Genomic DNA, 26,740 nt, shown 5'->3' with positions numbered 1-26,740 from the left:
TATGAGTAGTATAGGGCTCGCAGACGTTCCCTGACCTTCATTCTAAGAGACTCTAGTGCCTGCTTTCGACAAGTATTACACTGAACTATATCGGTTTATACACCGGAAGCTTCGTGACCGTGAACATGCAGAAGACATGGCTCAGGAAACGTTTATACGGGCATTGACTGTCACCCAACCTGTTCGATCTCGTCGAAGCCTACTGTACAGCATTGCCCGCAATTTAATTATCGATCACTATCGTCGCCCGGTTCTCTCTTCCACCTGCGACGCAGAATACAGCGACAGCGAACATTTTTTTGCCCCATCCCATTTGCAACCCTACGAATTAATAGAAGAAAATCAGTATACTGAGCTGATGACCAAAACAATTAAGGACTTGCCCCCGCGGTGCCGTGAAGCCTTTGTCTTACACCGTTTCAACGGTCACTCTCAAAAGAGCGTCGCCATCCACATGGGAATTTCAGTCAATATGGTCGAGAAACATATTATTCGAGCCATGATGGCTTGCCGCAATAGTCACGCCCTCTGGATGCAGCAGCACACCGACGAAAGGCGTAAGAAGGCTCATGACCATGATGAATAGCGAGAGGGATGCTAAACGATCTGCAGATGAACAGGCCGCCCGCTGGCTAACAAAACAGCAGGCAGGGTTATCTGCCAGTCAACAACGCGAATTCGCAGAATGGTTATCACTGAGTGAAAACGCCAACCGCTATCGATTCATGCAACAGTTATGGCAGCAGGTCGGCGATTTGCCGAAGGATAGCGTCACGTTATTGCGGGCTTCGATACCGGCCACGCCCCGAAAAACCGTATCACACCTCATCTGGCATAAAGCTTGTGTCGCCACTGTCCTTTGTCTGGTGCTGTTATGGCCTGCTTGGCAGTGGCTCTCCCCGCCGCTGATGACCACTCAGTTGCACACCAGTCCCGGAGGATCCCAACAGTTCACCCTGCCTGATGGAACCGTACTCAGTCTGGATGCCGATACCCAGTTACAGGTGGCCTATTATCAACAGCGGCGTGAAGTCAGGCTCAGCAAAGGCCAGGTCTATTTTCAGGTCAAACACCTTCAAGATAAGCCGTTTGTGGTGCTGAGTGGTCCTTCTCGTGTGACGGTATTAGGCACGAGTTTCAGCGTCCGCTATATCCCGCAGTCGATGAGTGGTGATGGCGTAGAGGTGGCAGTTAGGAGTGGCTCGGTGCGCATCGGGGCCCGTTCATGGTTACAGAATATGCGATGGAGGGCATTGGCTTCGCTGAATTTGATGGCTTACGACCACCATTTGATGGTGCTGCATGCCACACAGCGGGCCACCGGCGATGCTCACGGTAATCTGACTCGTCAACTTCCGATTGCACTGGACAACATCGCCGAGTGGCGCCAGGCGCGTATTAATTTTAACAATACACCGCTCAACCTCGCGCTGGCTGAATTCTCTCGCTACGGCAATGTGCCTTTTCATTTGGCCTCATCTGACGTAGCCAACTTGCGCATCAGCGGCAGTTTCAATATTTATCGTCCTGACAGTTTTGTCGATGCCTTGCCCAAAGTATTACCGGTAAAACTGATCCCACAGGGCGATGAAACGCAGATCATCATTCGCTGATGGTTTGCGACAAAAGGCCGCCTGAAGAAAAAAGTAAAAATATTGAGGTGGTGACGTCAGGATTTTGTCAGCAGTAACGTCTTCAGAAAAGATAATGATTCTTATTTGATTTTTTTCTGGGAAAAATTGCATGATGACTTTTACTCTTTACCAACATACACGCGTGAAAACTGGGCTGGCAGCACTGGCATTTTGCCTCTGTTCGCCCGTTCAGGCAGTCGCTACCCTGCCGGTTTCACTTCCCTCCCAGCCCTTGATCAGCTCGCTCAATGCGCTGGCTCAATTGGCAGGCGTTCAGCTGATTGCTTCTCCTGATGCTATTGCCCAAAAGACAGCCCCTGCGCTGCAGGGAAACATGACGCTGGAAGGTGCGCTCAGCCAACTGCTGAGCGAAAGCGGTCTGGGTTTTAGCGTCGATAATGGCATCGTGGTCATCGCTCCTCTGCGTGCCGTATCAGATACCCTTACCGTCACCGGACTGTCCGATCCTTACGCCAGCGTTCCACAGCAAAGCAGTACCGCGACCAAAACCGATACGCAGTTGCTGGAAGTGCCTCAGTCTGTGTCAGTGGTGACTCGTGAAAGAATGGATCGGCAAAATGTGCAAAGCGTCACTGAAGCGCTGCGCTATGTACCGGGCGTAAAAACGGAAACCTACGGTGTTGATCCCAAAGGATATGACTGGATATACATTCGTGGTTTCAATGCGCTAACCACCAACGATTATCGCGACGGACTCCGCCAGTTAAACAACAGTTACAGTTACTTCCGTACTGAACCTTATGCACTTGAACGTATTGATATCGTGCGCGGTCCCTCATCAACGTTGTTTGGTCTTGGCGATGCAGGAGGCATTGTAAACCGCATCAGTAAACTGCCCTCCGCACAGGGCGTGCATGAGGTTGAAGTTGAACTGGGCAACTTCAACCGCCGTCAGGCTCAGTTTGATATGAGCGATAAAATCGACGATGACGGCCATTATCTTTATCGCATGATTGGTGTTGTGCGTGACAGCGACACGCAGTTCCAGTACCACGACGGGCCTGATGTCGAAGATAACCGTGTCTATCTCGCCCCCTCTCTTACCTGGCTGCCGAATTCTGATACCAGCCTGACCGTGCGTGCCGATTATCTGCGTGATACATCCGGTGGCACTGTCGCTGTCCTGACCAAACCAGGGGGTAAAGTCACTGATACGCTGCTGGGAGATTACAGTTTTAACCATTTCCGTCAGGAACAGTTCACCGTGGGGTATGAGTTGAGTCATCAGTTCAACGACACTTTCCAGTTACGTCAGAATGTGCGTTACGGCCAAACCGACACCGTTCTCAACAATCTCCTGCCAGGTGCGGTGAATTTTGATGCCGGGACCGTTTCGCGTAATGCGATTCGCTTTGATGAACACATGAACGCGTTCAACATCGATAACCAGTTGCAGGCTGACTTCTCAACCGCATCAATTACTCACCGTCTGTTAACAGGCCTTGATTACAGTCGCCTTGAGGGCAATGCCAAACGCTTCGGTGCCGTCGCCCCGACCTTCAATATCTACAATCCGGTCTATGGCCTGAATATCGCCGATCCGAATTATGCACTGAACGACAATGACCAGACTACCGCGCAACTGGGCGTGTACATGCAGGACCAAATTTCACTGACGCCAAAATGGCTGCTTACCTTGGGCGGCCGCCACGATGAAATCAGTCTGCGCACGCAAAACAATCTAACTGAAAGTACCAGTTGGCTGGATCAAGGCGCATGGACCGGACGTGCCGGACTGACCTATCTGGCAGATAACGGTCTCGCACCCTATATCAGCTATGCTGAATCCTTTGTCCCTAACAGTGGAACTGACAGTCAGAACCGGACTTTTGACCCAAGCAAAGCACACCAGTACGAAGTCGGCGTGAAATACCAGCCAGACGCAAGTCTGCTGTTGACACTCGCCGCCTTTGATATCATCAAAAGCAATGTGCTAACCAATGAGATTGTGAATAGCGTCGTAACCGGTTATCAGGTCGCTTCTGGCGAAGTGCGTTCGCGCGGCGTGGAAACAGAAGCCACGATGAAACTTACGCAGAATCTGGATTTGCTGGCATCGTACACTTACACAGAAACGGAAATCACCGCCAGTAACAACGGCGATCGCGGTAAGCAGCAGGCTAACGTGCCGAAACATATGGCCTCAACCTGGCTGAACTACAGCTTCCATCAGGGCGTGCTGGACGGATTGCTGCTAAGTACCGGCGTGCGTTATGTGGGGAGTATGTACGGCGATAATGCTAATACAGTACCGGTGAAAAACTTCGCGCTGATTGATGCAGGTGCTAAATACCAGGTGAATCAACATGTCTCAGTCGGGTTTAACATTCAAAATCTGCTAAACCACGATTATGTCGGCACCTGTGACGAGGACACCAGCTGCTATCCAGGACAGGAGCGAACGTTTATTGGTTCGTTGAAATACAGCTTCTGATGTCAACTTTATTACTCAGCCGTCGTGACTGTCTGAGGGCGTTACTGGCGCTGCCGTTGCTCAATGCAGCGCCAGCGCCAGCCGCCACTCCTGCTCACCGTATTATCGCTATTAACTGGCTAGCGGCAGAAACACTTCTTTCACTTGGTATTATCCCTCTGGCGGTTTCTGACACGGGCTATTTTCGGCGTCGGATCGCTACCCCGGTTTTACCGGACGCGGTTCAGGATATTGGCCCTTACTGGGAACCCAATATGGAACAGATAAGCGCCCTGCAGCCTGAGCTGATCCTCAGTGATAATCTGGCGCCCGCAATCCTCGATAACCTGCAACGTATCGCCTCACTGCAAATCGTGTCGGTGTACCCTCCCTCAGGCCAACTTTGGCCGGCTTTACTGCACTTTATAGGTGATCTGGGGCAGTTACTGGGTATTGCCTCGAAAGCAGATCAAACCATTCAGACCTTTAGTCTGGCTATTGATCGCTGTAAACAGCAACTCACTCACGTCGCTGGGCAACGCATTCTGGTGGCCGTGCGCAGTCAGGATGGAAAATATGCCACGGTTTATGGTGCCAACAGCCTGCCGGATGCTCTTCTTTCACTGCTGGGGTTGCGCAATGCCTGGAGTTTACCTGTTGGTTCAATGGGAACAGCCAACGTAGGCATCGAAAAGCTGATGTCATTGCAGGCCGACTGCCTGTTTTATACTGAACTTCCTACAACTATGACGCGCGTTTCCCGGCGGCGTCAGCCGGAAGGACTCTGGCAACAGTTGCCACTGGTCAGCAGTGGGCGGGCCCATGAACTTGCGCACTTCTTCCCTTTTGGTGGTTTAGCCACCGCGCTCAATTTGGCGCAGCACATCACTGCGGCGCTCAAGGGGTCCAACTGAAATGCGTAAAATACCCCGATATGTTTTTCCGTGGCTTCTCATTCTTTTGCTGACTCTGCTTTGTCTCTTTCTGCTGCTCAGCAATCTGAGCCAAATCAGGTTAAACAATCCACCTGCAACGGTCAGCATTCTGTTGCAATACAGTTTTCTGCCGCGTCTGACTACCAGCGTAATCTCCGGGATGGCGCTGGCGCTGGCAGGTTTGATCTTTCAGCAAGTTTTGCGTAATCCCCTGGCAGAACCTGCGACGCTTGGCATCGCGGCTGGCGCGAATCTGGCCATGTCGGCCAGTATTATTGTGTTCCCCAGCCTGATGTTTATCGGACTCCCCAACCTGGCGCTGGCGGGCGCTGCACTGACTGCATTGATACTCTATCTTCTGATAGCCCGTCAGGGACTCGATCCACTTAAAGTTATCCTGACTGGAATGGTGATCAGCCTGTACGGGAACGCCATCACTACACTGATGGTGTTGTTCAACCATGATTATCTTAGTGATTTATACAACTGGCAAGCCGGGTCACTGAGCCAGAATGGCTGGCAGGCGATCCATTTTTTATTGTTGCCGATTGGGGTATTGATTGCAGTCAGCGCATTGCTGGCAAGACCACTTACTTTGCTCGGCCTCTCCGATCAAAGCGCCGGGGCGTTGGGTGTGTCGGTGATAAAAGTGAGGGTCGCCGCCCTTGCCATAGCCGTTGCTCTCAGTGCGTTGGTCACCAGCCAGGTCGGGATTGTGGGTTTTATTGGGCTTGCTGCTCCAGCATTGATCCGGCTGACAAACCTGAGAACCTTCACCCATCAGCTATTAGTGATTCCGCTACTGGGTGCAATACTACTGACGTTGATCGATCAACTCGCACAATTTCTTTCACCGGTTAGCGGTGATTTGCCGACTGGCGCGCTGTCAGGGCTGCTGAGCGTCCCTTTAATCCTGCTTTTGTTGTTCCGCCGACATCATCCGCAGATAAACCCGCCGCTTTTCAGTGCATCACCCGGAAGGCCATTGACGCTTGCACGTGTGTCAGGATTGCTGTTGCTCTTAGTGGGTAGCATCATTGTCTCTTTGTGGATTAATCACGCTCCTGACGGGGCCACATTTTGGACGTTGATTGAATGGCGTTGGCCGCGAATGGTCGGCGCACTCAGTGCCGGTGCGATGCTGGCCGTGGCGGGCGTCCTTATCCAGCGACAAAGCGGCAACCCACTGGCCAGCCCAGAATTACTCGGTATCAGTAGCGGGGCCTCGCTGATGGTGGTGTTGATGGTGACCCTGTTCAACCAGACCCTGGCGCAACTTTTTCCTGCTGCACTGGCAGGAAGTGCGCTGGCTACGTTACTGCTGTTTCTCTTCGGGTTGCGTTCACACTTTCAGCCGCAGTACATGGTAATGGTCGGTTTGTGTATGACTAACCTTAGCATGACATTGAGTATGCTTTTGCTGATGAGTGGCGATCCGCGTGCGATGATGTTGCTAAACTGGAGTACCGGTTCAACGTCAGGTATTACAGCAGACCGCGCGATGTGGGGGGCGGGACAGGCATTATTACTGATCCCTCTGGCCTTACTTTTACAACGCTGGGTGCAAATACTGAGCCTTGGACATCACACGGCCCGGGGATTGGGGATTGGGCTTCGACGCAGCAATATCCTGATTTTACTCCTCGCGGCGGCGCTCACGGCTGGCGGAACACTTCTGATTGGCCCACTCAGTTTTGTCGGGCTCATTGCTCCGCAACTTGCCCGCTTCAGCGGCGCTTACCGGTTTCGCTCACAATGCCTGGTCGCAGCATTATTTGGCGCATTACTAATGATCTTTGCTGACTGGCTGGGACGCAATATTGCCTGGCCGTGGCCAATTTCAGCAGGGTTGCTTTCCGCCCTGATTGGAGCACCTTGGTTTTTATGGCTGTTGCTGAGAGTGGAGAAAAGGTAAAAATAGCACAGTAGCCTCGCTCATCCTGCGTGGCTTTGAGCGAGAAGCCGACAGGTTTGATGACGTCCTCTTCACATTGAACGAGCCAGCCAATTAAATTGTGCAAGGTACAGAATCTGGTGAATGATTGACTCTTATCGAAAGCCTATTAATTATATGAAAATATTATGAAATATCCCAGCTTTGGAAGCAGGAATTAATATCACGAGGTAATGTCAGCATCAGCTTTTGAATGGTTGCCTGTTCGAAAAGTTTCCTGTGGCGAAGGTGGTTTTTAGGCGCAATATGCACAATGTATTTAAGCATTTCCCATGTCACATTCTCCCTTCGGGTATTGAGGCCACCGATCCTGGGTTTTGACGAGTAACATCGGCGTATATAGCGCTGCAACGCTATCGCTACTGGCACATCAAGCAGTATCAGACCTGTAGCACGTTCAAGTCGGGGATGTATGCATTTTGTGTAATTGCCATCTATTACCCATCTTTCTTCACGAACTGCCTCTTCATGTAACCGATAAAAATCTTCTGGTTCACGGGGAACCCATTTTGTATCAGGCAGGTGATGCAATTGATCAAGGTGGACTAAAGGTAACGAGGTTTTAGAAGCTATTGATTTTGCCAGTGTGGATTTGCCGCTATTTGATGGCCCCATAATGCAAATGCGTGGGCCAAGGTCATCTAATGATAAAGAAATGTTCATTCACCGACCTCTCAAATAAACCGTAATAAATTCAGATGAATATATAACAACCTGTGGATCTCTCATGCTATCCGGCAAGCCCCGGTAATCTGCTAATGTGTAGTCAATACTATGCGGAGTTGGCAACGTCCGCTCCTGGCACGAGGCTGCCACAGGTTAGGAGCCGGGGGCAGCCATGGGCGAAAGGCGGACACTATATTGGGGGCGGATAGGTCGTGACGACCTAGCCGTAAGACAGCTTTAATTTTGCTTGTTCAGGTAAAGGTCTCTGCGTTAGCCGTACAGGTCCTCAAATACAACAACTGTTCCGTACTCCTCTTCTCACGGTTCCTAGCAAAAATGGACGCCCTTCGCCTTCATTGCGTTGTAGTCGCGCCAGAAGTCGTCGGTCTGCAGGAAGAGGAATAACCGCCCGCCGCACTGGTTGCCGATGAAGCCTTCCTGCCGATCGTTTGAAGCCAGGGCCAGGAGAAGATTACAGTCGCGCCCGGAATTCGGTGTCACCACAACCCAGCGCTTGCCCGGCTGCGGCGGGTCCTCGACCTGGTTGAATCCCAGTTTGTCGGTGTAGTAGGTACTCAATCGCGCAATCGTAGTCGTAGACCACGATCGCCACATATCCCATGTATCGCTTTTGCGTTCTCATTTCTGCTCCGTCAGGTTTCAGGCACAGCTGGCCGGTCATTACTTTTAACATAAAATTTCGACCACGAATAACATCCTTAGCTCCATAAAGACGTGAAGTTAAGGAAGCTCTTCACACATAAAAACACACAACGAATCTGCAGCATAAGGGGGGAATGCATCGCATATCTCGTAACCGCATCCACGATCAAGTGCAACAGCCGGTTGCTGGTGAATTCCTGTTTCAAGCCGCAACAGGCTCGAATTATTTTCTGAAACAATCGTCTCGATTGCACCGACTATCTGCTCTCCAGGCTTCCTTCCCCGGTATTCCGGACGAATATAAGCCCGCTTAATCTCAACTGAGCCATTTTCCGTAAATAGCAAATCACCATCACCTGCTGGTGAGCTATTTTCCTCACGTACGATAACGCACCTGAGCCGCTCGTCAGTAACTGTTGAAAGATCCAGACAGTGATTACTTTCTGCAGGATACCGTTCGCTCTGAAAGGCATCGAGCTCGCTTAACAGCCACGCCAGGTCAGAATCACTTATATCTGCTTCTGAAATGTTGAGCATGCGATATCCTTGATTCGGTGTTAACTACTGAATCTACCATGCTGTTCAATCTATGACGCCGTTGAGTACCTAACATGGGAGTTCGTGTGCAACTTCCGCTTTGTGGTGTGAGTTCAATTGGTCGATGCAACGCTATCCTTAAACAAGGAGGGCGTTACCATGAAACAAAGATCCCGTATTTACTACACGCCAGAACAGAAAGCGATTATCTGGGACAGGTATAAGCAAGGTGATTCTTTGCATGAAATCGCCAGAATGTTCGACAGATATCACTCTTCTATTATGCCCACGATTTACCAAACGGGTGGGTACCGTCCTCCAACTCGAAAACGGCACCGGTTATCTCTTTCGCTTGATGAAAGAGAGGAGATATCCAGAGGGCTGGTAGCAAAACGCAGTATCAGGGAAATAGCTGATAAATTATCAAGAGCCCCCTCGACTATTAGCCGCGAGATACAGAGGCACGGAGGTGCAAATCAATACCGTGCAGCAAAAGCTGATAAGGAAGCGTGGAACAGTACCCTCAGACCTAAACCTTGTAAGCTAATTGAATGCTCCGCATTGTGTAAAATCATTGCGGAAAAAATGCATCAGGGCTGGGCACCAGAACAAATCGCCGGTTGGTTGAAACGCTGTTATCCCGATAATCAGGAAATGCATGTGTCACATGAAACGATTTATAAAACGCTTTTTATACAAACCCGGGGAGCATTAAAAAAAGAACTACAACAGTGCCTCAGAAGCGGAAGAACAGTGCGTAAATCCAGAACAACATCGCTTAAAGGGAAAGGATTAGGGTCAATCCCGGGCGCGATACCCATCAGCGAAAGGCCACCTGAAGCCGCAGACAGAGCCATACCGGGTCACTGGGAAGGTGACCTGATCCAGGGCTCGAAAAACTCTTATATCGTCACACTGGTAGAACGCCATTCCCGCTTTGTTATGCTGGCAAAAATCAGTGATAACAAGACCTCCACAGTAATATCAGCACTTATCAGACAAGCCCAAAGTTTACCTGCAGAACTGTATAAAACATTAACCTGGGACCGGGGTGCTGAAATGACCAACCACATCATGTTTACCGTAGCCACTGATATACAGGTCTATTTTTGTGATCCTCAATCCCCCTGGCAGCGTGGTTCAAATGAAAATACGAACAGATTGCTCAGAGAGTATTTTCCAAAAGGGACAGACCTTTCAGTTCACAGCCAGCAAAGATTAAATAGTGTTGCCAGGCAACTTAACGAGAGGCCGAGAAAAACACTAGACTTTGAGTCACCCGCAGAGCGATTTAACCGGTGTGTTGCATCCATTAGTTGAACTCACAGGTCGTACCGGCCACTGGCTACCCGGTTTGATGCAGGGACTTTTTAAAGAACTAACGACAAAGATTGGAAATCTTTGGCCAGAGAAAGCCCCTGGCCAGTAATTTCAGAAAAGGTAACCTAATCTCAGACTGATATTTGTATCCTGCCGGAATCCCTGCTCTACAGAGATATCACGACCACCTGAGAACTGAACCTGAACGGCAGGTGTAACGAAATGCGACGCAGAGATACGGACATACGTGCTGTCCAGCCGATCATATTGAGAAATACCGTCAATCCGACTTTTAGCCCCGGTTATCCATCCGCCGCCGAATCCAAACTGCGTGGCAGGTGCAATGTTATAACTCAGATAAGCCTGGTATTCGTAACGCGGACTCTGACTGAGCCGGGCGTTATTATTACCGTACCGGTTATTTGCTGTCGTCCAGGATATATCAGCGCCTGTAGTGAATGCCCAGGCGTCTGAAAAATGATGGATCCAGACGCCCTGCATCAGATAACGCCAGCGGTTTTCACCTACACTCAATGCTTTTTCATTGTTGTAGGCACCGGTAGGCGCATAAATAAAAGGTGCCAGTGAAAGAATGTCAGCTCCTTCGTTGTCCATGCTGAACTTGAAAGGCATACCCACTATGATATCGCCCATCCCTGACGCTCTCCCGAGTGGGCTGGCATCTCCCATCGCATCCGCCCTGGCAAACGGAATGATAATCTGTGGCTCAATACTGACGTTTTCCGCAGGACGAAATCCATGAATAAAGCGCAGCAGTGTGGCCTCAGAACGTAATCTGTAATCACCGGCTGCTTTATTGCCCTGAGAATAGTATTCATCGCTGTGAGCATATTGAAAATAGGCCAGCGCGAATGTTTTATTCGCGGGCATCATTTCGTAGTCCCCGGGAGAAAACTCAAGGGCATCAGCAGGCAGGCTTAATGCTGCTGCCAGAAAAATACCGGTACGTAAAAAAATCTTATTCATAATGATTCTCCACTGTCCTGCCGTAACAGGCCGGTTCCTGGATGACAGTTAACATATTCAAAGTACTGTGATTTTTCAGGTACAACGACAATCTCATGCCACAGACGGAGTGCTATATCAAAGTTCAGCTCTTTCACGTAGCGCATGAACCCGCCAAATATTGCCACATGAGTCGGATGGCTTTTTGCCCAGAGTTCAAGGGCGGCCATATCGGCAAAGTGTGCCAGACCAAACGTTTTCTCCGTCAGAGCATGTGATGAGGGATCTAACACCTGCATATACCGGCAGCTCAGGCAGCCTATGGCGTGGCCCTGGTCTCTCAGAAAATCCATTCCCCGGTGCAGCACGGGCTCTATTTCCGTGAGGTATTTTTGTCTTTCTTCCTGTTGCGTGGTCGACCAGTCCTGCCCGGAGCGAATGAGGCAGAGGTTGTTACTTCCTGAAAGCACAATCCGTTTTCCACTTGCTGTACGTGAGCGGGATTTACCGGTCCCCCGTAGGGGGGTGTTCTGAGCTGCAGGCAGCCGGTCGCGGGCACTCCCCCAGTAGCCATGCTCGCGCATTTCACCGCTCATGCCTTCTGCCAGCCAGGCGGCGCCTTCCGGAGATCCCCTGTCTGAAAATATGGTTTCAAAGCTTTCAGGCTGCGGGCTGACAACTTCCAGAAATAAACCATACTCCCCGTTCTCCCTTTCTGGTGAATTCCACCATATGTTGAACAGGCTGTTCTCTTTCCAGCTCTCAAACTGCTCTGCGGATGACCAGTAGGCGATGGCCATCAGGTTATAAAACCCCGCCTGGTCTTTGCATGACGCTATGTCCCAGTGGCCGGGCCCATCCGCTGACGAAAAACGATCAGTGATTTCATCCAGAGCAGAAATATCCAGGCAGGTCCTCGCCTGAATACCGAAGTACGCCATGACTATCCGGCCGGTCAGGGGGGAAAATCGTGCGGTCCAGGCCGGAAAAGGCGGCTTATGTTCTTCAGGCATGCCTGAGGGACATTTGCGCAGGGTACGCAGGTGTTCAGGTATGGCAGATTCCATTTCTACTCCTCCTCTTCTTGTCCAGCCTGTTCGGCAATTAGCTCTGGAGGCGAATACCGTTTAATCACAGTCTTGTTGGATGAAGGATTAAAAAGGAGGCGGGTCACGTCAGGACGTGAATAGTGGCCTATCGGGTCAGCCGCAAGTTTGGCAAAAGTAATCGCAGCAGAGTCGAGCTCAGCGATAAGCAGTCCTTCCTCATTCTCCCCGAGAGGTGTGACGAGTTCTCTTCCGTCCGGGCCGTAAATACGGGCATGTCCCCCCCCGGCACTGAGTAACGCCCTACGGTCATCATCTGGACAAAGGAAATCAATCATCTCATCAGAAACCACGGCACACGGGGCTATCACGAAGCATTGTCCCTCTGCGGCATACAGGCGAGAAGCAGCCGTGTTGACCTCGGGCCCCAGCGCAGCCGTTGCGCTGGTGTAAAGACTGAAACTGGGCCAGGCGGCGATATGTATTTCCTCATGCTGGGAATACATCGCATAACGGGACAGTGGCTGCAGATGCTCCCAGCAGCAGAGGGCTCCAACGTTCCCCAACGGTGTCTCCCAGGTAGTCAGGGAGGAACCGTCGCCTTCGCCGAACAGCGTACGCTCCACGTGCGTAGCCTTAAGCTTGCGCCGGATTCCAATGGTCTCCCCGTCGCTTCCAATCAGCCATTGTGAGATATAGAGGCTGCCATGATCGCGCTCGCTGAAGCCCAGAACCACAACGATATTATTCTGCTGCGCCGCAGCCGCAATTCGCTTCGCCTGAGCACTGTCCAGCACGAGGGAGTTCTGATGATACTGATAAACCAGGGGCATATTAATGGCGGGCGAGTTAAGCCATAAGAACCACGGATAACCGGGTATCCAGGTCTCAGGAAAAGCGATGAGCTCCGCGCCTTTCTGTGCGGCTTCTGATATGAGGGCGATCGTTTTGTCTATGGTTCCTTCAAGATTCATAAAAACAGGGGCGGCCTGAACGCAGGCAACGGTAACCGGTTTGTTCATCATATTGTGTCTCCTGGTAAAATAACTCAGCAGACACAGATATATCCTCCCTTACGGACGCGGTGTTATGACATGACGGAAAGGATGCTTGTCTGAAAAGGAACTGGTCTGAATATTGCATAATATGTCCAACCAGGGCGGAGGTTGCTGACATGAACACCTATAACACTGCTGATGTTTTGTATGATGACCGGAGTGAATACTGGCGTCATGCCATCAGCCGCACGTTTGTTCCGCTGGAAAGTACTTTTTCCGGAGACGATCGGTACGGCATTATCAGATGCGGAAACTGGGGTGACCTGCGGGTTTCAGAAGTCAGCTGCAGTGCTCAGGACGTCATAAGATGTCGAAGAGGGGCTGATAATCATCCTGATAATGCTATGCTGCTGAGTTTCATCAGTCAGGGTAAAACCTCCGTGATTCAGGCGGGGAACCATGCCAGTCTTGGTCAGGGTGAATTCGGGCTTTATGACACACGCTTTCCCTACGAACTGCACCTTCATGGTGAAACGCGCCAGCATGTGGTGCAGATACCCATAGAGCATCTGAGACAGGAACTGGGAAAGACAGAACACCTTGTTGCGTATTCCTTTGGCAAAACACATTCCCTGACGCCTTTTCTTCACGTGCTTCTGAATAACCTGATGGCGCAACCGGAAGATATTCAATCACATCACACCAGCGTCCTTTACAGGCAGCTCCTTGAGCTCCTTACCGTGATCGTCTCAGATGAATGCAAAGCAAAAAGATCGCCCCGTTCATCCGCAGGACTGTTGCTTCAGATTAAAATAATGATAGAACAGCAGCTTTCGGATACCACGCTGTCAGTATCAAGAATTGCTGAATCGTTCAGTATTTCACCGCGTTATCTGAGTATGCTCCTGAAAAGTGACGGTACCACCTTTGGCCGTTATGTTCTTACTCAGAGGCTGAATAAAGCTTCACTGGCTTTGAAATCCCCCGTGTATTCAGATATACCCATCAGCCAGATTGCATGGAAGTATGGGTTCAATGATATGGCTTATTTTTCTCGTGTATTCAGGGCAAAATTCAGCTACTCACCAACGGAGTACCGTCATCAGGCTGGCAACACTTAGCTGGGATGCCCATATGACAAGTTACAATAGGGGAAATAAATCTGATGCCTGTCGCGATAACTGGCTTTTGAAAATTCCTTAACGTGATGTTTCACTCAACATAGCATCAGCCCGGTTTAAAATAAGGGATCAATTTTTTCATCGAACCGATGGCATATATGGAATTTTTAGAAAAAACAAATGCACTCTTAAGGGGGCCGGCGTAGAGCCCCCTATACAAGATATTTCTGGCCTAAAAAACCTCTCTCAAAATATTCCTTTTATCAAAAACGCATTAACCGTATGTTTTTGTGCGGATGGGCTCAAAATCTTCAACAGGGTATGGTGAATCTGTTCTTATCCCTGTAACCACCTGAGGCCATCAGCCGTGCTGAGAAAACCTGCACCCACGTTCTGACCGTTCAGGTTTTGTTTCATTACGCCGATAACGTAGATAACCACTCTTTCGTATAAGGCGTCACCTGTGACAAAACGCACTCACATACTGCAGTTCAGGCTGGGCCTGCTGCTGCTTCTCTCTCTCATAAGCGTTGCGTCCCTTGCGGCCCTCTGGGAGTTTCAACTTGAAGGGAGAGTGCTTCCGGCACTTGGTATCCCCTATGATGGTCGCTTCGAGGACGCCGAACGCTGGCGTTTTATCATTACCTCAACCACATTTGCCACGCTCTCACTGGCAATACCCGGGCTGGTCATCCGACGCCTGGTCGTCTCGCTGAGTCAGGGCTACCAGGCAATTCTCGATGCGCGACAGGAAGCATTTCGCCTTGCACGTCACGATGAACTGACCGGACTTTATAACCGACGCATTTTTATTGAAAAGCTGACGTTTTGGCTGACAGGGGAAAGTCCCACTGCGGCTGTCATGATTATCAATCTTGACAGATTTAAGCCCATCAATGATACCTATGGTCACGCGGGGGGCGACGATGCTCTTTGCGAGATAGCAGGCAGGCTCCGTCGATTCAGCAATAAGGATATTACGGTTGCGCGCACCGGCGGCGATGAATTCGCGGTGCTCATCTCGGGCGTGATTGGACGTGATGAGCTGGCCGCGCTGGGGGCCCGCATCTGTACCTCACTCTCACAGCCGCTGATGTCACTGCCGCATCCTCTTTCAGCCGGAGTCAGCATCGGGATCGCGCTTTTCCCGGACGATGCCGAAACGGCCGACGCGCTGCTGCGTTGTGCTGACACTGCTATGTACCATACGAAAAGCACGGAGCGGGGCACCTTTTGCTTCTATGATCTCTCTTTCGGGGAGGCTGTACGTAGCAGAGAACAGTTTGAGCGGGAAATTCGCAGCGCCGTGCTTAACAACGAGTTTGTCCCCTGGTTCCAGCCTGTCATCAGCCTTCACAGCGGAAAGATATCAGGATTTGAGATTCTGGCTCGCTGGCATCATCCGGCGCGCGGCTTACTGATGCCTGCCGATTTCATCAGTGATGTGGACCGCACCGGCTGTATGCCTGCTATGACGGAATCCCTACTTCGCCAGGCATGCCGGCACTTTCGCGATCGCTATACGGACATGACTCTTGCATTAAATATCCCTGCTTCCATGGCAGAAGACCTGACGCTGCCGGAAACCATCCAGCGCCTGCTCCGGGAAGAAGGCCTGCCGCTGTCGCGGCTCGAGATTGAAATTACCGAAGATACGCTTATCGCGAACATGGCCAGCGCCAGAATAAACCTGGATAAATTCAGGGCCATGGGCGTCACCGTGTCGCTTGATGACTTCGGCACCGGTTACTCCGGCCTCTATCACCTGACACAGCTGTCGATTGACAAGATTAAGATTGATCGTTCCTTCATAGCCCTTAAAACGTCCAGGAAAAACCAGATGGTGGATGCGATCCTGGCCATGGGAAAAAGTCTGGAGATGCAGATAACGGCCGAGGGAATAGAACAGATGGAGGCGGCACGCTGGTTGTCGGCGCACGGCTGTGACTTTGCGCAGGGCTGGCTTTTTGGTATGCCTGTCCCTGCAGACGAGATATCCGGACTTTTTACGGGTAAAGCTCTTCAGGAATTCGGCGCCACCCTAAAGGGCCATATCCCTCTTTCAGGCGACAATCTGCCTTCACTGTCCAGTTGAGTAATAAGTGTTGTGCGGTACAGGGGGAATGTTCATTCATCCCTCTGTAGATTCAGTATCTGGATTTTATAAACAGCCACACACTCCCGTCATCATAACTACACCTTTTCATCAGGTTGTGGGTTATCGCTAAACATTCTGAGCATAAAGTGTGACATTCTGCCACCGTATGGTTCAGTCAGCTTCAAACAATCAATGGCAAGCCAAGGAAGTGCGTGGCAATCACACATGAGTCGCGGAGATAAGTACTGCAGTGAGGGTGGTATGTCACACTTTCGTAATTAGCGGCAGTAAACATAATCATAAAAACACAGGCCGGGTGTGATTGAGGCTTTGCTTTTTAACGGGTAAACGGCCTGCTGAAGATTACTAAAGGTGAGTTTTATATCTCCTTAACCCATGAAGTCACTGGGAATTTCAGCATGAAATGACCATAAAAAATCGTTATTTTACAATATCTTAATGAGAAAATAAGCCTGGGTAAAATTCTTAAGCCACATATCACAATGACACTATACTCTTCAAAATTTAGAGTCATGGTGCTCTACCAAAAATGATTCGAGTGCTTTACCCCGATAGAAGCGGGCCGGAACCACAACGAAACGGCAAAAAGCAGTGACAGGCTGCGCACATCTTAAATGGATCCGGAAGGAACCATCTGCATGCCATTTTGGTGTTCCGTTTGGCTGTAAATCTTACAGACAGCCAGTATAAGAAAGCACTGTTCCTGTAAAAGTTTTTGTTGTGGAGTAATACGGGAGAAGTATTTCTAAATGATGCTTATTAAGCATTGTAAATATAGCCTATAGTGTATACCCTGTTTATAGACTGCAATATATAAAGGTGAGCGTGTGTGGGCCGTTGAAATCACGGGTTTATTCGCTGAATGGCTGAAAGAGCAGGACAGGGCGATGCAGCTGGACGTTATTGCTGCACTAAATTTATTGAAGCAGGAAGGCCCCACCTCGGGCGCCCGCACGTTGATACGTTATACGGCTCCAAGATCCCAAATATGAAAGAGTTGAGAGTTCAAAGCAATGGACGGCCCGTGAGAGGTTTTTTTGTGTTCGACCCTTTACGTAAAGCCATTGTTCTGTGCGCGGGTAACAAAGAAGGTACAGATGAAAAGCGCTTCTATAAAACCATGATTAAAACGGCTGAAAATGAGTATCACCGACACCTGGACTACCTTAAACGGAGTGGAAAATGAGGACGCTTGATGATCTGATGGCTGATTTAACACCCGAGGAGCTGACTCAGGTGAACAATAAAGTTGCAGAAATGCGGCTTGATTCTCAGCTGTATAAACTTCGAGAGGCGCTGGCTAAAACGCAAAAGCAGCAGGCAAAAGCCATGGGGATCGCACAACCTTCCGTTGCGGCTATTGAGGGGCGCGGTGAAGACCTGAAAATTGCGACGCTCAAGCGATATGTTGAAGCGCTGGGTGGCCAGCTTACTATCGGTGTAAATATGCCCGGCGGTGAGCACGTGGATTTTACGCTTTAACGACAGCGTTGTAGCCCGCTATGAGCGGCCTGCAGAGATTGCTGGAATGATTGCCAAAAGCAGTCGCAATACTTCGGGTCATCATGGATCAGCACAATCTGAATCAGAGTTATTTCAGAGAGGAGGTCGGGGGAAAATCCCTGGTCAGCTTGACCATGAAAGGTGAACGCAAGCTTACGCTCAATCACATGCGTAACCTTTCCCGTCGTTTCGGTATCCAGGTATCCTCGTTCATTGATTGATTGCCTAAAAACCTGGATATCCGCCTGACAGGACTGATTTTCTAATTGCTGAGCGTAGGTATGCAGTTTCACCTTTGTGGCTGATGTGACCGGCAAGAATGGGCGCCCAGGTTGTCTTTAAGAGAGAAGGCCGATGCCTGTTTTTTATGCGCGCATCCCTGGCAGAAACACACCGTGTGTATCCTCAAGGAATTAACTTTAAAAGCAAAAAATAACGTCCGCAGGCAACTTTCACCGTGCTGTATGCGAAAGGCCGTTGAGCGTAGGAAATCTGACCGTTACCCGCAACATCGGGTTCACTCTTTCAGGGATCGGATTAAAAGGGTCAGTCCGTCCCAGTCACTTTCTTCCTCCGCAGTGATCCATTACTTATAAGCGTAACGGAAACAGCCATTTAATATCTTTTCGGACTTTTTAACTTTATGGAATCGACTCTGATTGCCTAAACCCACGACATCTATATTTAAGCGTTGCCACCCCCCACAAGAAATAAGGGGTCAGATCAGATTATTGAGTTGCAGGTAAGGTTTTGGAACAAAAGTTCAGTGTCAGAATAAACCAATATTGTTATAATGTTTTTTCATAATGTTTCATGATTGAGAACAGTAAATGGCATTGCTTGGCGATTTTTTTAAAGGCTCATCTCTCCGCCCCACGGAGATTATAGTTTTGAAGGTGACGGATGAATATGGAGACATCATCGTTGCTGATTATGATGATTACAGGGTCCTTCGTTTTGAAGGGATAAATGAGCAAAGCAAAATGCTTAAAAGTAATGTTAAATTGCCAGTGCATAATTACATTAAATCCATGTTAATGGCCGTAGCTTTCACGATCACGGATAATGTCTTAGTTTTGGGGCTTGGAGGTGGAGCGCTCGTGAGGACATTAAATTTCCTTGATAAGGAAATAGAGATAGATGTCGTGGAACTAAGAAAAGATGTACTTTCAGTAGCACGTAAGTGTTTCTCTTTACCCGTTTCAGAAAATATATCTTATCACATCGAAGATGCGAAAAGGCACCTGAAAAAAAGTATAAAGCATTACGATGTGATTTTCTCGGATCTTTATTCTGCTTTTTACATGGATCCATTTCAGGAGACGGAAAGCTTCCTGATAACCTGCAGGGAAAGAATGAATTATAACGGCTGGCTTGTAATAAATTATCACGAAATCCCAAGAAGAGAAAGTCCACTACATCGTTCTCTCATTAAAATTTTTGGAGAAGTGCTTTTCTGTCGAGTGCCCAGTGGAAATGTTATTATATTTGCGGCAAAAATAAAGAGTGATTTCCCCATTGCTGAACGAAGGATTCAGGCTGAGCGGTTACTGGATAAACTGGGAATGGATCTGTATTTTTTGTCAAAAAACATCGCCCCCTTCCCCTGAGCTTGAAATTCATCGGCCGTGGACGATCAGGTTTTTTGTTAAATAAATCAAGTATTTAAAATATGTCACGGGGGCAATCACATTGATAGCCTTGCAAAGACATCACGGGCCGAAAAAATTTTAAAATCAGCAACTGAAATGCCTTAAGCCATACCCTCGTCGACGGCATCCACTGACATTTGGTTTTTATGAGATGGTCATTCTTTACACTACGCTCTGAGTCTGCTTGTTCATATTCAATACCGTAATGTACGATAGTTATATTACAAAATAAGATAGTGAATAAGTGCGTGGCAGCGCCCCTGAATAACGTACGTTAAGAGTTGACCTTATAAGGGAATCTGAGTATGAACACTGAAAATGGAGTTTTTTTCCTTTTTCCTGAGTGTTCATGAATTACCATAAGTTGACCATCACGATTTATTATTTCGATGACTTGTGTTACAGATTTTTTAGATGCATTGGTTGTGGAGGCAAAATGCTTACCCTTAAGATCAGATAACTCAGAATCTGTTAAATTTAATTTCATTTATTAACTAAATCCTTTCTATTTTTGGAATAAAACAGCCCTCTTTAAAAGTAGTACGTAATAATGGCAAAATCAAGTCATGCGGGTATGTCTAAAAATCTCACGACATACATTGCACGTCAAAAAGTAATTTGGTGACGTGCACGCGGTCCATCTTCATGAAGAGATTAATAGTCCAGTGCTGCTTCAAAACCTGTGCATCGTTCAATTCACTACTCTATTAATAATTTGTAAGAGCGACTACTTGACTGGCAATCACTGGGTGAACGATGAGGTACGACATTCCCGAATGGTAAAGAATTTAACGGTTTGCTAACCACTCACGTCTTGGGCACTAAGTCTGTCTGAATATTGGGGACAGGAGTTACTGCATCCCGGAGGAAACAACTGTCCCAATATCAGCTTAAAGACAGGTCCTGATGATACCGTTAAGGCTCACTGGCATATGATTTCTCAGAAAACAGGGTTTATTCCTCAATCCCATGCTAATCGCTATCGCCGGATGAGTTTCTGATACGCATCTGCAAACGGGATATTTGACCAGTGATATCCGCCGTTCTTTCTGCTAATACCCTTATCGCACTGGCTATAACAGAAAAGCCCCTCCCGTGTACACCCGCTCTTGCAGCCTCAATACTTGCATTCAGGGAAATTATTTTGATCTGGGCAGCAATATCTCCATTTTCAGCTACCAGTTCTGCAATCTCATCAGCCGTTCTGGTTGTCTGCTCCCTGCGTTGTACCTCATTCCGCTGATGAATCATTCGGTCTTTGCGGTTCTGAATATCGATTAGCGCACCCACCGCCCGCAGCGGAGTTCCATCTGGACTACGCTTGGTCTGCCCGCGAGCCTGGAACCACCGGTATTCTCCGGTTCGAAGTTTCAGCCGGTATTAAATATCAAATCCCGTTTGACCGCTTCGGTCCAGCAGATGTTTTACAAAGGAGTCGAGTGCATTCTGTTTATCCTCCGGGTGCAGTCTGGAAGACCAGCTTTCCATCACGTCAGGAAACTCTTCCACCGTCTCAAACCCCAGCAGTTTTCTGAACTGAGGAGACCACCAGAATACATTACGTGGATTCATGGGGTCGCCGTTTAGTATATCGAGATCCCAGAGTCCATCGTTGAGCATTTCACGGGACAGGTCAAAACGCGTGGACACAATGTCAAAACGATGGGCCTGCTCAACCTGATCGTCGATTTTTTCCAGAGTACCGGTGACATTAGGCGTATTGCCGCGTGAATCATGCTTAGCTCTGATGCTGAACCACTCACTCTTATGGCCACCGGTGTTGAGCCGGCATAATAAAGTATGCCCTTCATCACTGATATTGCTGACAACTCGGCGGATGTATAGCCGGAAGGCCTCTTTATCTTCATTACTCATGAGAGACGTCAGAGAAGACTGGTCGTGAGGAGTACCCAGGGCCATCCCAAGCAGATTCCGGGCTCTGGGCGACAGCTTAATAATGCTGTTGCCGGAGAAATCAGGTCCCTCCATAACCCATACTCCTTCGCGCATAAGTTCTGGAACGGAAAGCAGCATGCCGTCAATGTCACTTTCAACTTCTGGTAACGTTTCACAGGTAACAGCCGGCGTGAGCGGATCCAATGGTCTTTCGGCTTCAGGTCGTTTTTTTAATAATTTACGAAACATATTTTTCCCGGCAAAAAATAATAATGGCAAAGTTGCGCAGAATGTTATCGGCACGCGGCCTGCATCTTTTATACCTGCATATGCAAAGATCTTTGGGGATATACTCCCGGTGCAACCCTGATCCAAAATCCCTGCCACACCTGCCCCCCAGTTGCATGTATCAGCCCCAGGCTTTTCGAGGCTTATAATCGGCAAACCCCCACCCTGTCACAAATCTTATGGCACAGGAAAAGTGCAGTGTAAGGTTCCTGGCGAAAAATTACATGGATAGTTAAGTCCCAGATCAAATACGTCTCAAAGTTAGCAGCTTTAACTATTGGAACTTACCTGCCAAAAGACCCAACATATTATTAACAGGACTTAAGTGTTGAATTGTGAGAAGGCAGAGCCGTGACGGGAAAATACGCACGTTCCCGGTGCCAAGGGGCTGTGTGGGTTGATTCTTGGCTTATGGCGAAGCGTGTGGCGCTAACCTATTCCTGATACACAGTTCGGTACAACACGAACAAACGTTTCGTAACGTAATGCGGGCACCGATCGTGATGTGGGCGCTGCCCTGCCCGGATAAAAAAGATAACCATCAGCGGATGAAACAGTAATACCTGAGACAGATTTTCTGATTCACTTGTTAAGGATGCCATTATGATGAACAAAGTTGCATTTGTAACGGGAGCCGGTCAAGGCATCGGCGCTGCCATTGCTTTACGTCTGGCAAAGGATGGTTTTGCGGTAGCCATTGCGGACTATAACATTGAAACAGCGCGGCAGATCGCGGATAAAATTATCCATTCGGGAGGAAAGGCTGTCGCGCTGCAGGTTGATGTGACCCAACGCGATAAGGTTTTCAGTGCCGTTGAAGAAGCACGCCATATCCTGGGGGATCTGAATGTCATCGTCAATAACGCAGGCATTGCGCCTTCAACACCGATTACCGATATCACGGAGGAAATTTTTGATAAGGTTTACAACGTAAACGTTAAGGGCGTTATTTGGGGGATGCAGGCGGCTATTAATGCCTTTTGCGCGGAAAAGCACGGAGGAAAAATCATTAATGCCTGCTCTCAGGCAGGGCATGTTGGCAATCCTGAACTGGCCGTATATAGCTCCAGCAAGTTCGCCGTTCGGGGGCTTACACAAACTGCGGCAAAGGACCTTGCTTCCAAAGGCATAACGGTAAATGCTTTTTGTCCGGGTATTGTTAAAACCCCCATGTGGGAATCAATCGACAAACAAATTTCCCAAACAGCGGGTAAAGCTGCAGGCTTTGGCACGCAAGAGTTTTCGAAACGTATCACCCTAGGGAGGTTATCAGAACCTGAAGATGTGGCAGCATGCGTCTCATTTCTGGCGGGGCCAGACTCCGATTATATGACCGGTCAGTCACTACTGATCGACGGTGGTATGGTCTTCAACTGATCCATCCATTAACTTACTCATACTTCGGCATGAGTAAGTTAATATTACGTGTGACTCAGGCTTCAGCTCGTATGTTCTTTCATCCCCAATTTAATCTTCTGCTTGATTTTCACTCGGGTATAATAGATTCCTGTTGAGGAATGCCTGCCTCAATTCTGGCAATCTGCAATAACCTTGGCAATTAAAGATGAAGTTAGAAAGGTTCTATGTCATCCATAACATAGACAATTCCCTTGAACTTATTACCCCTCATTCCCTCTTAATCAAATCATCAGCGCGTGATAATATTTTGCTAAAAGATTAAAATTCACCGCATTGCTTTCAAGGCTCAATATGCAGTTTGTGTAGGAAGCGGGATTGGGAATAAAGTTTGTTGTTACTTTATGATTACAAAAGGAAGCCGGGGCCCAAAGGCCCGTATAAAGATGATATTAAAAAAATTTTAAACCTGCGCCTCAATGACCTTTCGTCTGGCTGCGAGCAGATAATGTAAAATGAGGATGTCTCCCCGCCAGCAGAAGTAGAAATTCGTACTCTTTCTGGCGCAGAAGGCTTGCCTCAGCCCCTGTTATCTCTTTGGTTTGCCAGATACGCAGGCTGAAACCAAAAATCTCAGCAGCCTGTGCTTGCGTAAGCCCTGCAGCGATACGAAGCTCACGAACATTGTCCTTTACAACCACGGGTATTAACAAAAAATTTTTTTCCAGAAATCCTCCTGCATCAGAGACATGAAACTATTAATTTGCGTTTCGGCTTCATTATAATCCCTATTTTAGAATAATTGAACCACCTGCAGTGACTTTGAGGCATCCATCACAACAGGTAACCAGTTTGTTAAAATTTGAGACGGTAGTATTATTCACGCCATCAGGATTTTAACTTCCTCCCTTGCTCAGCTGAGCGTTTAAATGTGCAATGGTTATTTTTTATAATTAATCATCACTAACAGAAATCATTCGACAGCACAAACATTCCTTTTATTATGCGTATAGCTGCTATACAATTAAAAATAATCCCCCACGCACCAGTGCTCCTAAGGTAAAGATTTCATTAAGAAAAGGTCTGCTTACCGAAAAGGAAATTATGTAAAATACGATTGTTCTTTATTAACGATTGATAAATTTCACCTTTTGAAGTGATTACTTTCTTTGCTTATTTTAACTATATATATTGTTTTAATTCCCGGCACTTCACAGCCGGCCGGAGAGCGTAATGTCATATGATGCAGGTGCCAGTCAAGAGCACCGTTTCAACCTGCTTAATCTGCTGAAAGCCCCTGACGAAAGCCGGGATGAAATTCTGACGCAGTTTGTCAGGCTGACTGCTCAAAAACTAGGCATCCCAGGTAGCTTTGTCTCTGTGGTAGATGATGAGCAACAGACCGTTATGGCTTCCCTGAATTTCAGCCTCAAGGTCTCAACACGCGAAAATGCCTTTTGCCGGCACGTCGTCGATAGTGATGAACCCATGGTGGTACAGGACACTTTACTTGACCCCCGTTTTATCTCACATCCGCTGACAACCGGTGCACCATACATACGCTTTTATGCTGGAGTACCGCTCAGGGATATAGATGGTTTTGTTCCGGGAACACTTTGTGTAACTGACACACGCCCCCACGCCTTCTCTGCCGGGCAGATACATAGCTTAACTCTCCTGTCCACCATGGTTATGTCCTTTCTGAGGGCCTGGTATTCCGCGGGGCTCACTGATGCGGTGACAGGGCTGCCTGACAGGCAGCAGCTGGTACGTGATTTACAGGTAGCTGCAGCAGATGAAAGAAAACCTACCCGGCGTCTGGTGCTTATCGACTGTCTGGATATGTCGCGTGCCCGTGAGCTGGTGCGTTCCCTCGGGGCTCCTGCAGTTGAAGGGTTGCTTCAGGATATCGCCACGCTTATTCCCCTGAGGCTCAGACCCGGTCCCGGGGAAAAACTTTATTCCTTCTCTGCAGGACGTTTTGCACTGCTTGCGCAGGATGAGGGCCGGCTGAGTGCAGGGCGTATATCGACTCTCCTGCACGGCATCAGCGCGCATCTCGGGGACAATATTTCGTTGGAATTGTCGCCGGTAACGGGCGAGACCCATTTTAACCCCGGCGCGGGCTCTGCGCGTGAGGTCGTTGCTCAGGCTTTATCAGCCCTGACAGACGCAACTATCCGGGGAATTCCTGCCGCTCGTTTTGATCTCCCGCTTACGGAAGATTTGCCCCGGTTTGTATCTGAGTCGGATGAACTTATCGCCGTAATGCGTTCGGGGCGGGGGCTGACGCTCTTATACCAGCCCAGATTATGTATGGAAAAAGGATTACCCGTTGGGCTTGAAGCTCACGTGGAATGGGACAACCCCCGGTTCGGGTGTCTGGGCCCCGGTAAGCTTGGTGAAATTGGCATCTCTTCCGCTGCCCTTTCACAGCTGACAGACTGGACCCTGAATCAGGTAATTACACAGCTGAAACAATGGCACAATACCTGTATCACTCTGCCTGTTTCAGTATTCGTTTCTGACGAGGATATTGCCCGGAGTGGATTTGCAAAAGATTTAAAGCGCAGAATGAAAAAAGCCCGCCTTTCACCAGCCTTGCTTCAGATTGAATGCCTCACGCCTGATGCGATCCCGGGCAGTCCCGCAGCATTAGAGGGTATCAGCAGACTCAGGCAGTACGGGTTCGTTACTACGTTGGATGACCTGAGCATGACCTCCGGTAATCAGACTTATCTTTTACGCCCCCCGCCAGCGGTCGTGAGCCTCACACATGAACTCAAAGCGTCGCTTTCGGCTGATGCTGCTTCACGTATTATGGTCCGTGGCATTATCAGAATGCTGGAGAGTCAGGACTATCGGGTCATCACTTCTTTGGATGAAGATACAGATGGAAGTGATGCAGTGAACGGCTTTTTTTATGCCCGTTCTCTGCCGGCAGCAGCCGTGCAGAGCTGGCTGTACTGGAAATTACGCGATAACTGTAACCAATGCAGGTAGAGACGGCTCACGTCTTCATCTGCTGTCTGAGACTCTGCTTAAATTGCAGAAGCATGTAAACACAATAAACGATTCTCACGACTAAACAGACTCTACATCTTCTGACGTAACAAACGTATCTGACCACAACTCTGGTGTGCACCTTGTACGAAAAGACATTTCACACCAATCACAACGGATTGAGTGCAGGAAATAGTAAGGAGCCTGAGGAGGTAATCAACTTTTCTGTGAGACCAGTTAACTTCAGCGCCAGCCTGCTGAGAAAATGCCACTTTGTATTGTTACTCTTCACTTAATGAGAGACAGAAAAGGTCGTGACAAAACCGATAATGATGTCCGTTACACTTTTCCGCTTGTACTGGCAGATAAAAAATCGGGTTGAGGCCCGTCCTGACACAGACCCTCTTTTGATTTGATTAGGAATTTCAAAATATATGTGTTTTTAACGCCACACAGGAAAAATATTTTGCGTCCCGAATACAGGTGTGGAAGGCTTACATTCCTCGTGAACAACGAAGAGAAGGCTCTGGATAAAAAAACCGTTCCTGGATTAAAATCATAAATAGCATTTATTATGCGTCTGTGCTGAAGAGCTGTAGCAGTAAAAACGAAGCGGACGGTAATCTCCCCTTACAGGAACTGGGAATAC

The 26,740-nt window shown here is 48.7% G+C and carries 20 protein-coding genes and 2 pseudogenes; 13 read left to right on the top strand and 9 right to left on the bottom strand.

All coding sequences use genetic code 11. From position 1 onward, the window contains the following. The first annotated feature begins 55 nt into the window (after positions 1–55). From EBC_RS01005 to fhuB, 5 genes are all read left to right on the top strand, one after another. Positions 56–586, top strand: coding sequence for an RNA polymerase sigma factor (locus tag EBC_RS01005; RefSeq protein WP_041691799.1), 531 nt, complete (start codon positions 56–58; stop codon positions 584–586). Then, on the top strand, positions 570–1,613 hold the full coding sequence (locus EBC_RS01000; RefSeq protein ID WP_231853651.1) for a FecR family protein: 1,044 nt from the start codon (positions 570–572) through the stop codon (positions 1,611–1,613). The genes EBC_RS01005 and EBC_RS01000 overlap by 17 nt, the downstream gene beginning before the upstream one ends. Before the next feature lie 130 nt (positions 1,614–1,743). Continuing rightward, positions 1,744–4,089 carry a TonB-dependent siderophore receptor gene (locus EBC_RS00995; RefSeq protein ID WP_013199954.1) on the top strand — a complete coding sequence of 782 codons (2,346 nt, stop codon included), beginning with the start codon at positions 1,744–1,746 and terminating at the stop codon, positions 4,087–4,089. A 56-nt stretch (positions 4,090–4,145) separates the two neighbouring features. Beyond that, positions 4,146–4,982 carry an ABC transporter substrate-binding protein gene (locus tag EBC_RS00990; RefSeq protein WP_157867991.1) on the top strand — a complete coding sequence of 279 codons (837 nt, stop codon included), beginning with the start codon at positions 4,146–4,148 and terminating at the stop codon, positions 4,980–4,982. Position 4,983: 1 nt separating this feature from the next. After that, positions 4,984–6,918 carry a Fe(3+)-hydroxamate ABC transporter permease FhuB gene (fhuB, locus tag EBC_RS00985; protein ID WP_013199952.1) on the top strand — a complete coding sequence of 645 codons (1,935 nt, stop codon included), beginning with the start codon at positions 4,984–4,986 and terminating at the stop codon, positions 6,916–6,918. 165 nt (positions 6,919–7,083) lie between these two features. Here fhuB and EBC_RS24905 read toward each other — a convergent pair whose 3' ends face one another. The 3 genes and pseudogenes from EBC_RS24905 to EBC_RS00975 form a co-directional block, all read right to left on the bottom strand. Beyond that, the gene (locus EBC_RS24905; RefSeq protein WP_013199951.1) at positions 7,084–7,620 is read right to left on the bottom strand and encodes a P-loop NTPase family protein; all 537 of its coding nucleotides are present in this window, start codon (positions 7,618–7,620) and stop codon (positions 7,084–7,086) included. Between the two features lie 273 nt (positions 7,621–7,893). Continuing rightward, positions 7,894–8,266, bottom strand: a pseudogene (locus tag EBC_RS00980) (VOC family protein). A gap of 98 nt (positions 8,267–8,364) precedes the next feature. Continuing rightward, complete coding sequence (locus EBC_RS00975; RefSeq protein ID WP_013199949.1) at positions 8,365–8,823, bottom strand: GNAT family N-acetyltransferase; 459 nt, start codon at positions 8,821–8,823, stop codon at positions 8,365–8,367. A gap of 159 nt (positions 8,824–8,982) precedes the next feature. Here EBC_RS00975 and EBC_RS00970 point away from each other — a divergent pair, with 159 nt between their 5' ends. Further along, positions 8,983–10,143 (top strand): IS30 family transposase, encoded by a 1,161-nt coding sequence (locus EBC_RS00970; protein ID WP_013199948.1) that lies wholly within the window; start codon positions 8,983–8,985, stop codon positions 10,141–10,143. A 111-nt stretch (positions 10,144–10,254) separates the two neighbouring features. Here the strand turns inward: EBC_RS00970 and EBC_RS00965 are convergent, their stop codons facing one another. Genes EBC_RS00965 through EBC_RS00955 form a run of 3 tightly spaced genes read right to left on the bottom strand, consistent with a single transcriptional unit; the run spans position 10,255 to position 13,177 of the window. Continuing rightward, positions 10,255–11,130 (bottom strand): transporter, encoded by an 876-nt coding sequence (locus tag EBC_RS00965; RefSeq protein ID WP_013199947.1) that lies wholly within the window; start codon positions 11,128–11,130, stop codon positions 10,255–10,257. Continuing rightward, complete coding sequence (locus EBC_RS00960) at positions 11,127–12,176, bottom strand: phenylacetaldoxime dehydratase family protein (RefSeq protein WP_013199946.1); 1,050 nt, start codon at positions 12,174–12,176, stop codon at positions 11,127–11,129. Before EBC_RS00960 ends, EBC_RS00965 begins: the two co-directional genes overlap by 4 nt. Positions 12,177–12,178: 2 nt before the next feature. Beyond that, positions 12,179–13,177, bottom strand: coding sequence for a carbon-nitrogen hydrolase family protein (locus tag EBC_RS00955; protein WP_049789580.1), 999 nt, complete (start codon positions 13,175–13,177; stop codon positions 12,179–12,181). A 152-nt stretch (positions 13,178–13,329) separates the two neighbouring features. Between EBC_RS00955 and EBC_RS00950 the strand changes: the two genes are divergently transcribed. From EBC_RS00950 to EBC_RS00925, 5 genes and pseudogenes are all read left to right on the top strand, one after another. Then, the gene (locus EBC_RS00950) at positions 13,330–14,274 is read left to right on the top strand and encodes an AraC-like ligand-binding domain-containing protein (protein WP_013199944.1); all 945 of its coding nucleotides are present in this window, start codon (positions 13,330–13,332) and stop codon (positions 14,272–14,274) included. A gap of 463 nt (positions 14,275–14,737) precedes the next feature. Beyond that, on the top strand, positions 14,738–16,369 hold the full coding sequence (locus tag EBC_RS00945; protein ID WP_013199943.1) for a putative bifunctional diguanylate cyclase/phosphodiesterase: 1,632 nt from the start codon (positions 14,738–14,740) through the stop codon (positions 16,367–16,369). An 851-nt stretch (positions 16,370–17,220) separates the two neighbouring features. Continuing rightward, positions 17,221–17,579: pseudogene (locus EBC_RS00940) on the top strand (type II toxin-antitoxin system RelE/ParE family toxin). Beyond that, positions 17,576–17,875, top strand: coding sequence for an XRE family transcriptional regulator (locus EBC_RS00935; protein ID WP_013199940.1), 300 nt, complete (start codon positions 17,576–17,578; stop codon positions 17,873–17,875). Before EBC_RS00940 ends, EBC_RS00935 begins: the two are co-directional and overlap by 4 nt. Before the next feature lie 851 nt (positions 17,876–18,726). After that, positions 18,727–19,506: a spermidine synthase gene (locus EBC_RS00925; protein WP_013199938.1), complete on the top strand. Its 780-nt coding sequence runs from the start codon at positions 18,727–18,729 to the stop codon at positions 19,504–19,506. Between the two features lie 1,014 nt (positions 19,507–20,520). On the opposite strand, the gene EBC_RS25655 is transcribed toward EBC_RS00925, so the two are convergent. Both EBC_RS25655 and EBC_RS25650 read right to left on the bottom strand, forming a co-directional pair. Then, complete coding sequence (locus tag EBC_RS25655) at positions 20,521–20,799, bottom strand: methyl-accepting chemotaxis protein (protein WP_157867993.1); 279 nt, start codon at positions 20,797–20,799, stop codon at positions 20,521–20,523. Between the two features lie 129 nt (positions 20,800–20,928). Continuing rightward, the gene (locus EBC_RS25650) at positions 20,929–21,831 is read right to left on the bottom strand and encodes a PAS domain-containing protein (RefSeq protein ID WP_157867990.1); all 903 of its coding nucleotides are present in this window, start codon (positions 21,829–21,831) and stop codon (positions 20,929–20,931) included. A 507-nt stretch (positions 21,832–22,338) separates the two neighbouring features. Here EBC_RS25650 and EBC_RS00915 point away from each other — a divergent pair. Next, positions 22,339–23,109, top strand: coding sequence for a (S)-acetoin forming diacetyl reductase (locus EBC_RS00915; RefSeq protein ID WP_041691820.1), 771 nt, complete (start codon positions 22,339–22,341; stop codon positions 23,107–23,109). Positions 23,110–23,564: 455 nt separating this feature from the next. Here EBC_RS00915 and EBC_RS00910 read toward each other — a convergent pair whose 3' ends face one another. Continuing rightward, the gene (locus EBC_RS00910; RefSeq protein WP_322874456.1) at positions 23,565–23,801 is read right to left on the bottom strand and encodes a helix-turn-helix domain-containing protein; all 237 of its coding nucleotides are present in this window, start codon (positions 23,799–23,801) and stop codon (positions 23,565–23,567) included. Between the two features lie 520 nt (positions 23,802–24,321). On the opposite strand from EBC_RS00910, the gene EBC_RS00905 reads away from it, so the two are divergent. After that, positions 24,322–26,091, top strand: a complete 1,770-nt coding sequence (locus tag EBC_RS00905; protein ID WP_013199931.1) for an EAL domain-containing protein — start codon at positions 24,322–24,324, stop codon at positions 26,089–26,091. Positions 26,092–26,740: the final 649 nt, after the last annotated feature.

The organism is Erwinia billingiae Eb661, from assembly GCF_000196615.1.
In the GTDB taxonomy this organism is placed as follows: Bacteria; Pseudomonadota; Gammaproteobacteria; order Enterobacterales; family Enterobacteriaceae; genus Erwinia; species Erwinia billingiae.
Note: the sequence above shows the minus strand (reverse complement) of the source record. Positions and strands in the feature narration are given on the sequence as shown.

What these genes read in the sequence shown, in the direction of transcription:
- EBC_RS00995 (WP_013199954.1), top strand. Translation starts at nt 1,744, where the DNA reads ATGATGACTTTTACTCTTTACCAACATACACGCGTGAAAACTGGGCTG.
- EBC_RS00915 (WP_041691820.1), top strand. Translation starts at nt 22,339, where the DNA reads ATGAACAAAGTTGCATTTGTAACGGGAGCCGGTCAAGGCATCGGCGCT.
- EBC_RS00955 (WP_049789580.1), bottom strand. Translation starts at nt 13,177, where the DNA reads ATGAACAAACCGGTTACCGTTGCCTGCGTTCAGGCCGCCCCTGTTTTT.
- EBC_RS00935 (WP_013199940.1), top strand. Translation starts at nt 17,576, where the DNA reads ATGAGGACGCTTGATGATCTGATGGCTGATTTAACACCCGAGGAGCTG.
- fhuB (WP_013199952.1), top strand. Translation starts at nt 4,984, where the DNA reads ATGCGTAAAATACCCCGATATGTTTTTCCGTGGCTTCTCATTCTTTTG.
- EBC_RS00905 (WP_013199931.1), top strand. Translation starts at nt 24,322, where the DNA reads ATGTCATATGATGCAGGTGCCAGTCAAGAGCACCGTTTCAACCTGCTT.
- EBC_RS00950 (WP_013199944.1), top strand. Translation starts at nt 13,330, where the DNA reads ATGAACACCTATAACACTGCTGATGTTTTGTATGATGACCGGAGTGAA.
- EBC_RS00925 (WP_013199938.1), top strand. Translation starts at nt 18,727, where the DNA reads ATGGCATTGCTTGGCGATTTTTTTAAAGGCTCATCTCTCCGCCCCACG.
- EBC_RS25655 (WP_157867993.1), bottom strand. Translation starts at nt 20,799, where the DNA reads ATGATTCATCAGCGGAATGAGGTACAACGCAGGGAGCAGACAACCAGA.
- EBC_RS00960 (WP_013199946.1), bottom strand. Translation starts at nt 12,176, where the DNA reads ATGGAATCTGCCATACCTGAACACCTGCGTACCCTGCGCAAATGTCCC.
- EBC_RS24905 (WP_013199951.1), bottom strand. Translation starts at nt 7,620, where the DNA reads ATGAACATTTCTTTATCATTAGATGACCTTGGCCCACGCATTTGCATT.
- EBC_RS00975 (WP_013199949.1), bottom strand. Translation starts at nt 8,823, where the DNA reads ATGCTCAACATTTCAGAAGCAGATATAAGTGATTCTGACCTGGCGTGG.
- EBC_RS01000 (WP_231853651.1), top strand. Translation starts at nt 570, where the DNA reads ATGACCATGATGAATAGCGAGAGGGATGCTAAACGATCTGCAGATGAA.
- EBC_RS00970 (WP_013199948.1), top strand. Translation starts at nt 8,983, where the DNA reads ATGAAACAAAGATCCCGTATTTACTACACGCCAGAACAGAAAGCGATT.
- EBC_RS00965 (WP_013199947.1), bottom strand. Translation starts at nt 11,130, where the DNA reads ATGAATAAGATTTTTTTACGTACCGGTATTTTTCTGGCAGCAGCATTA.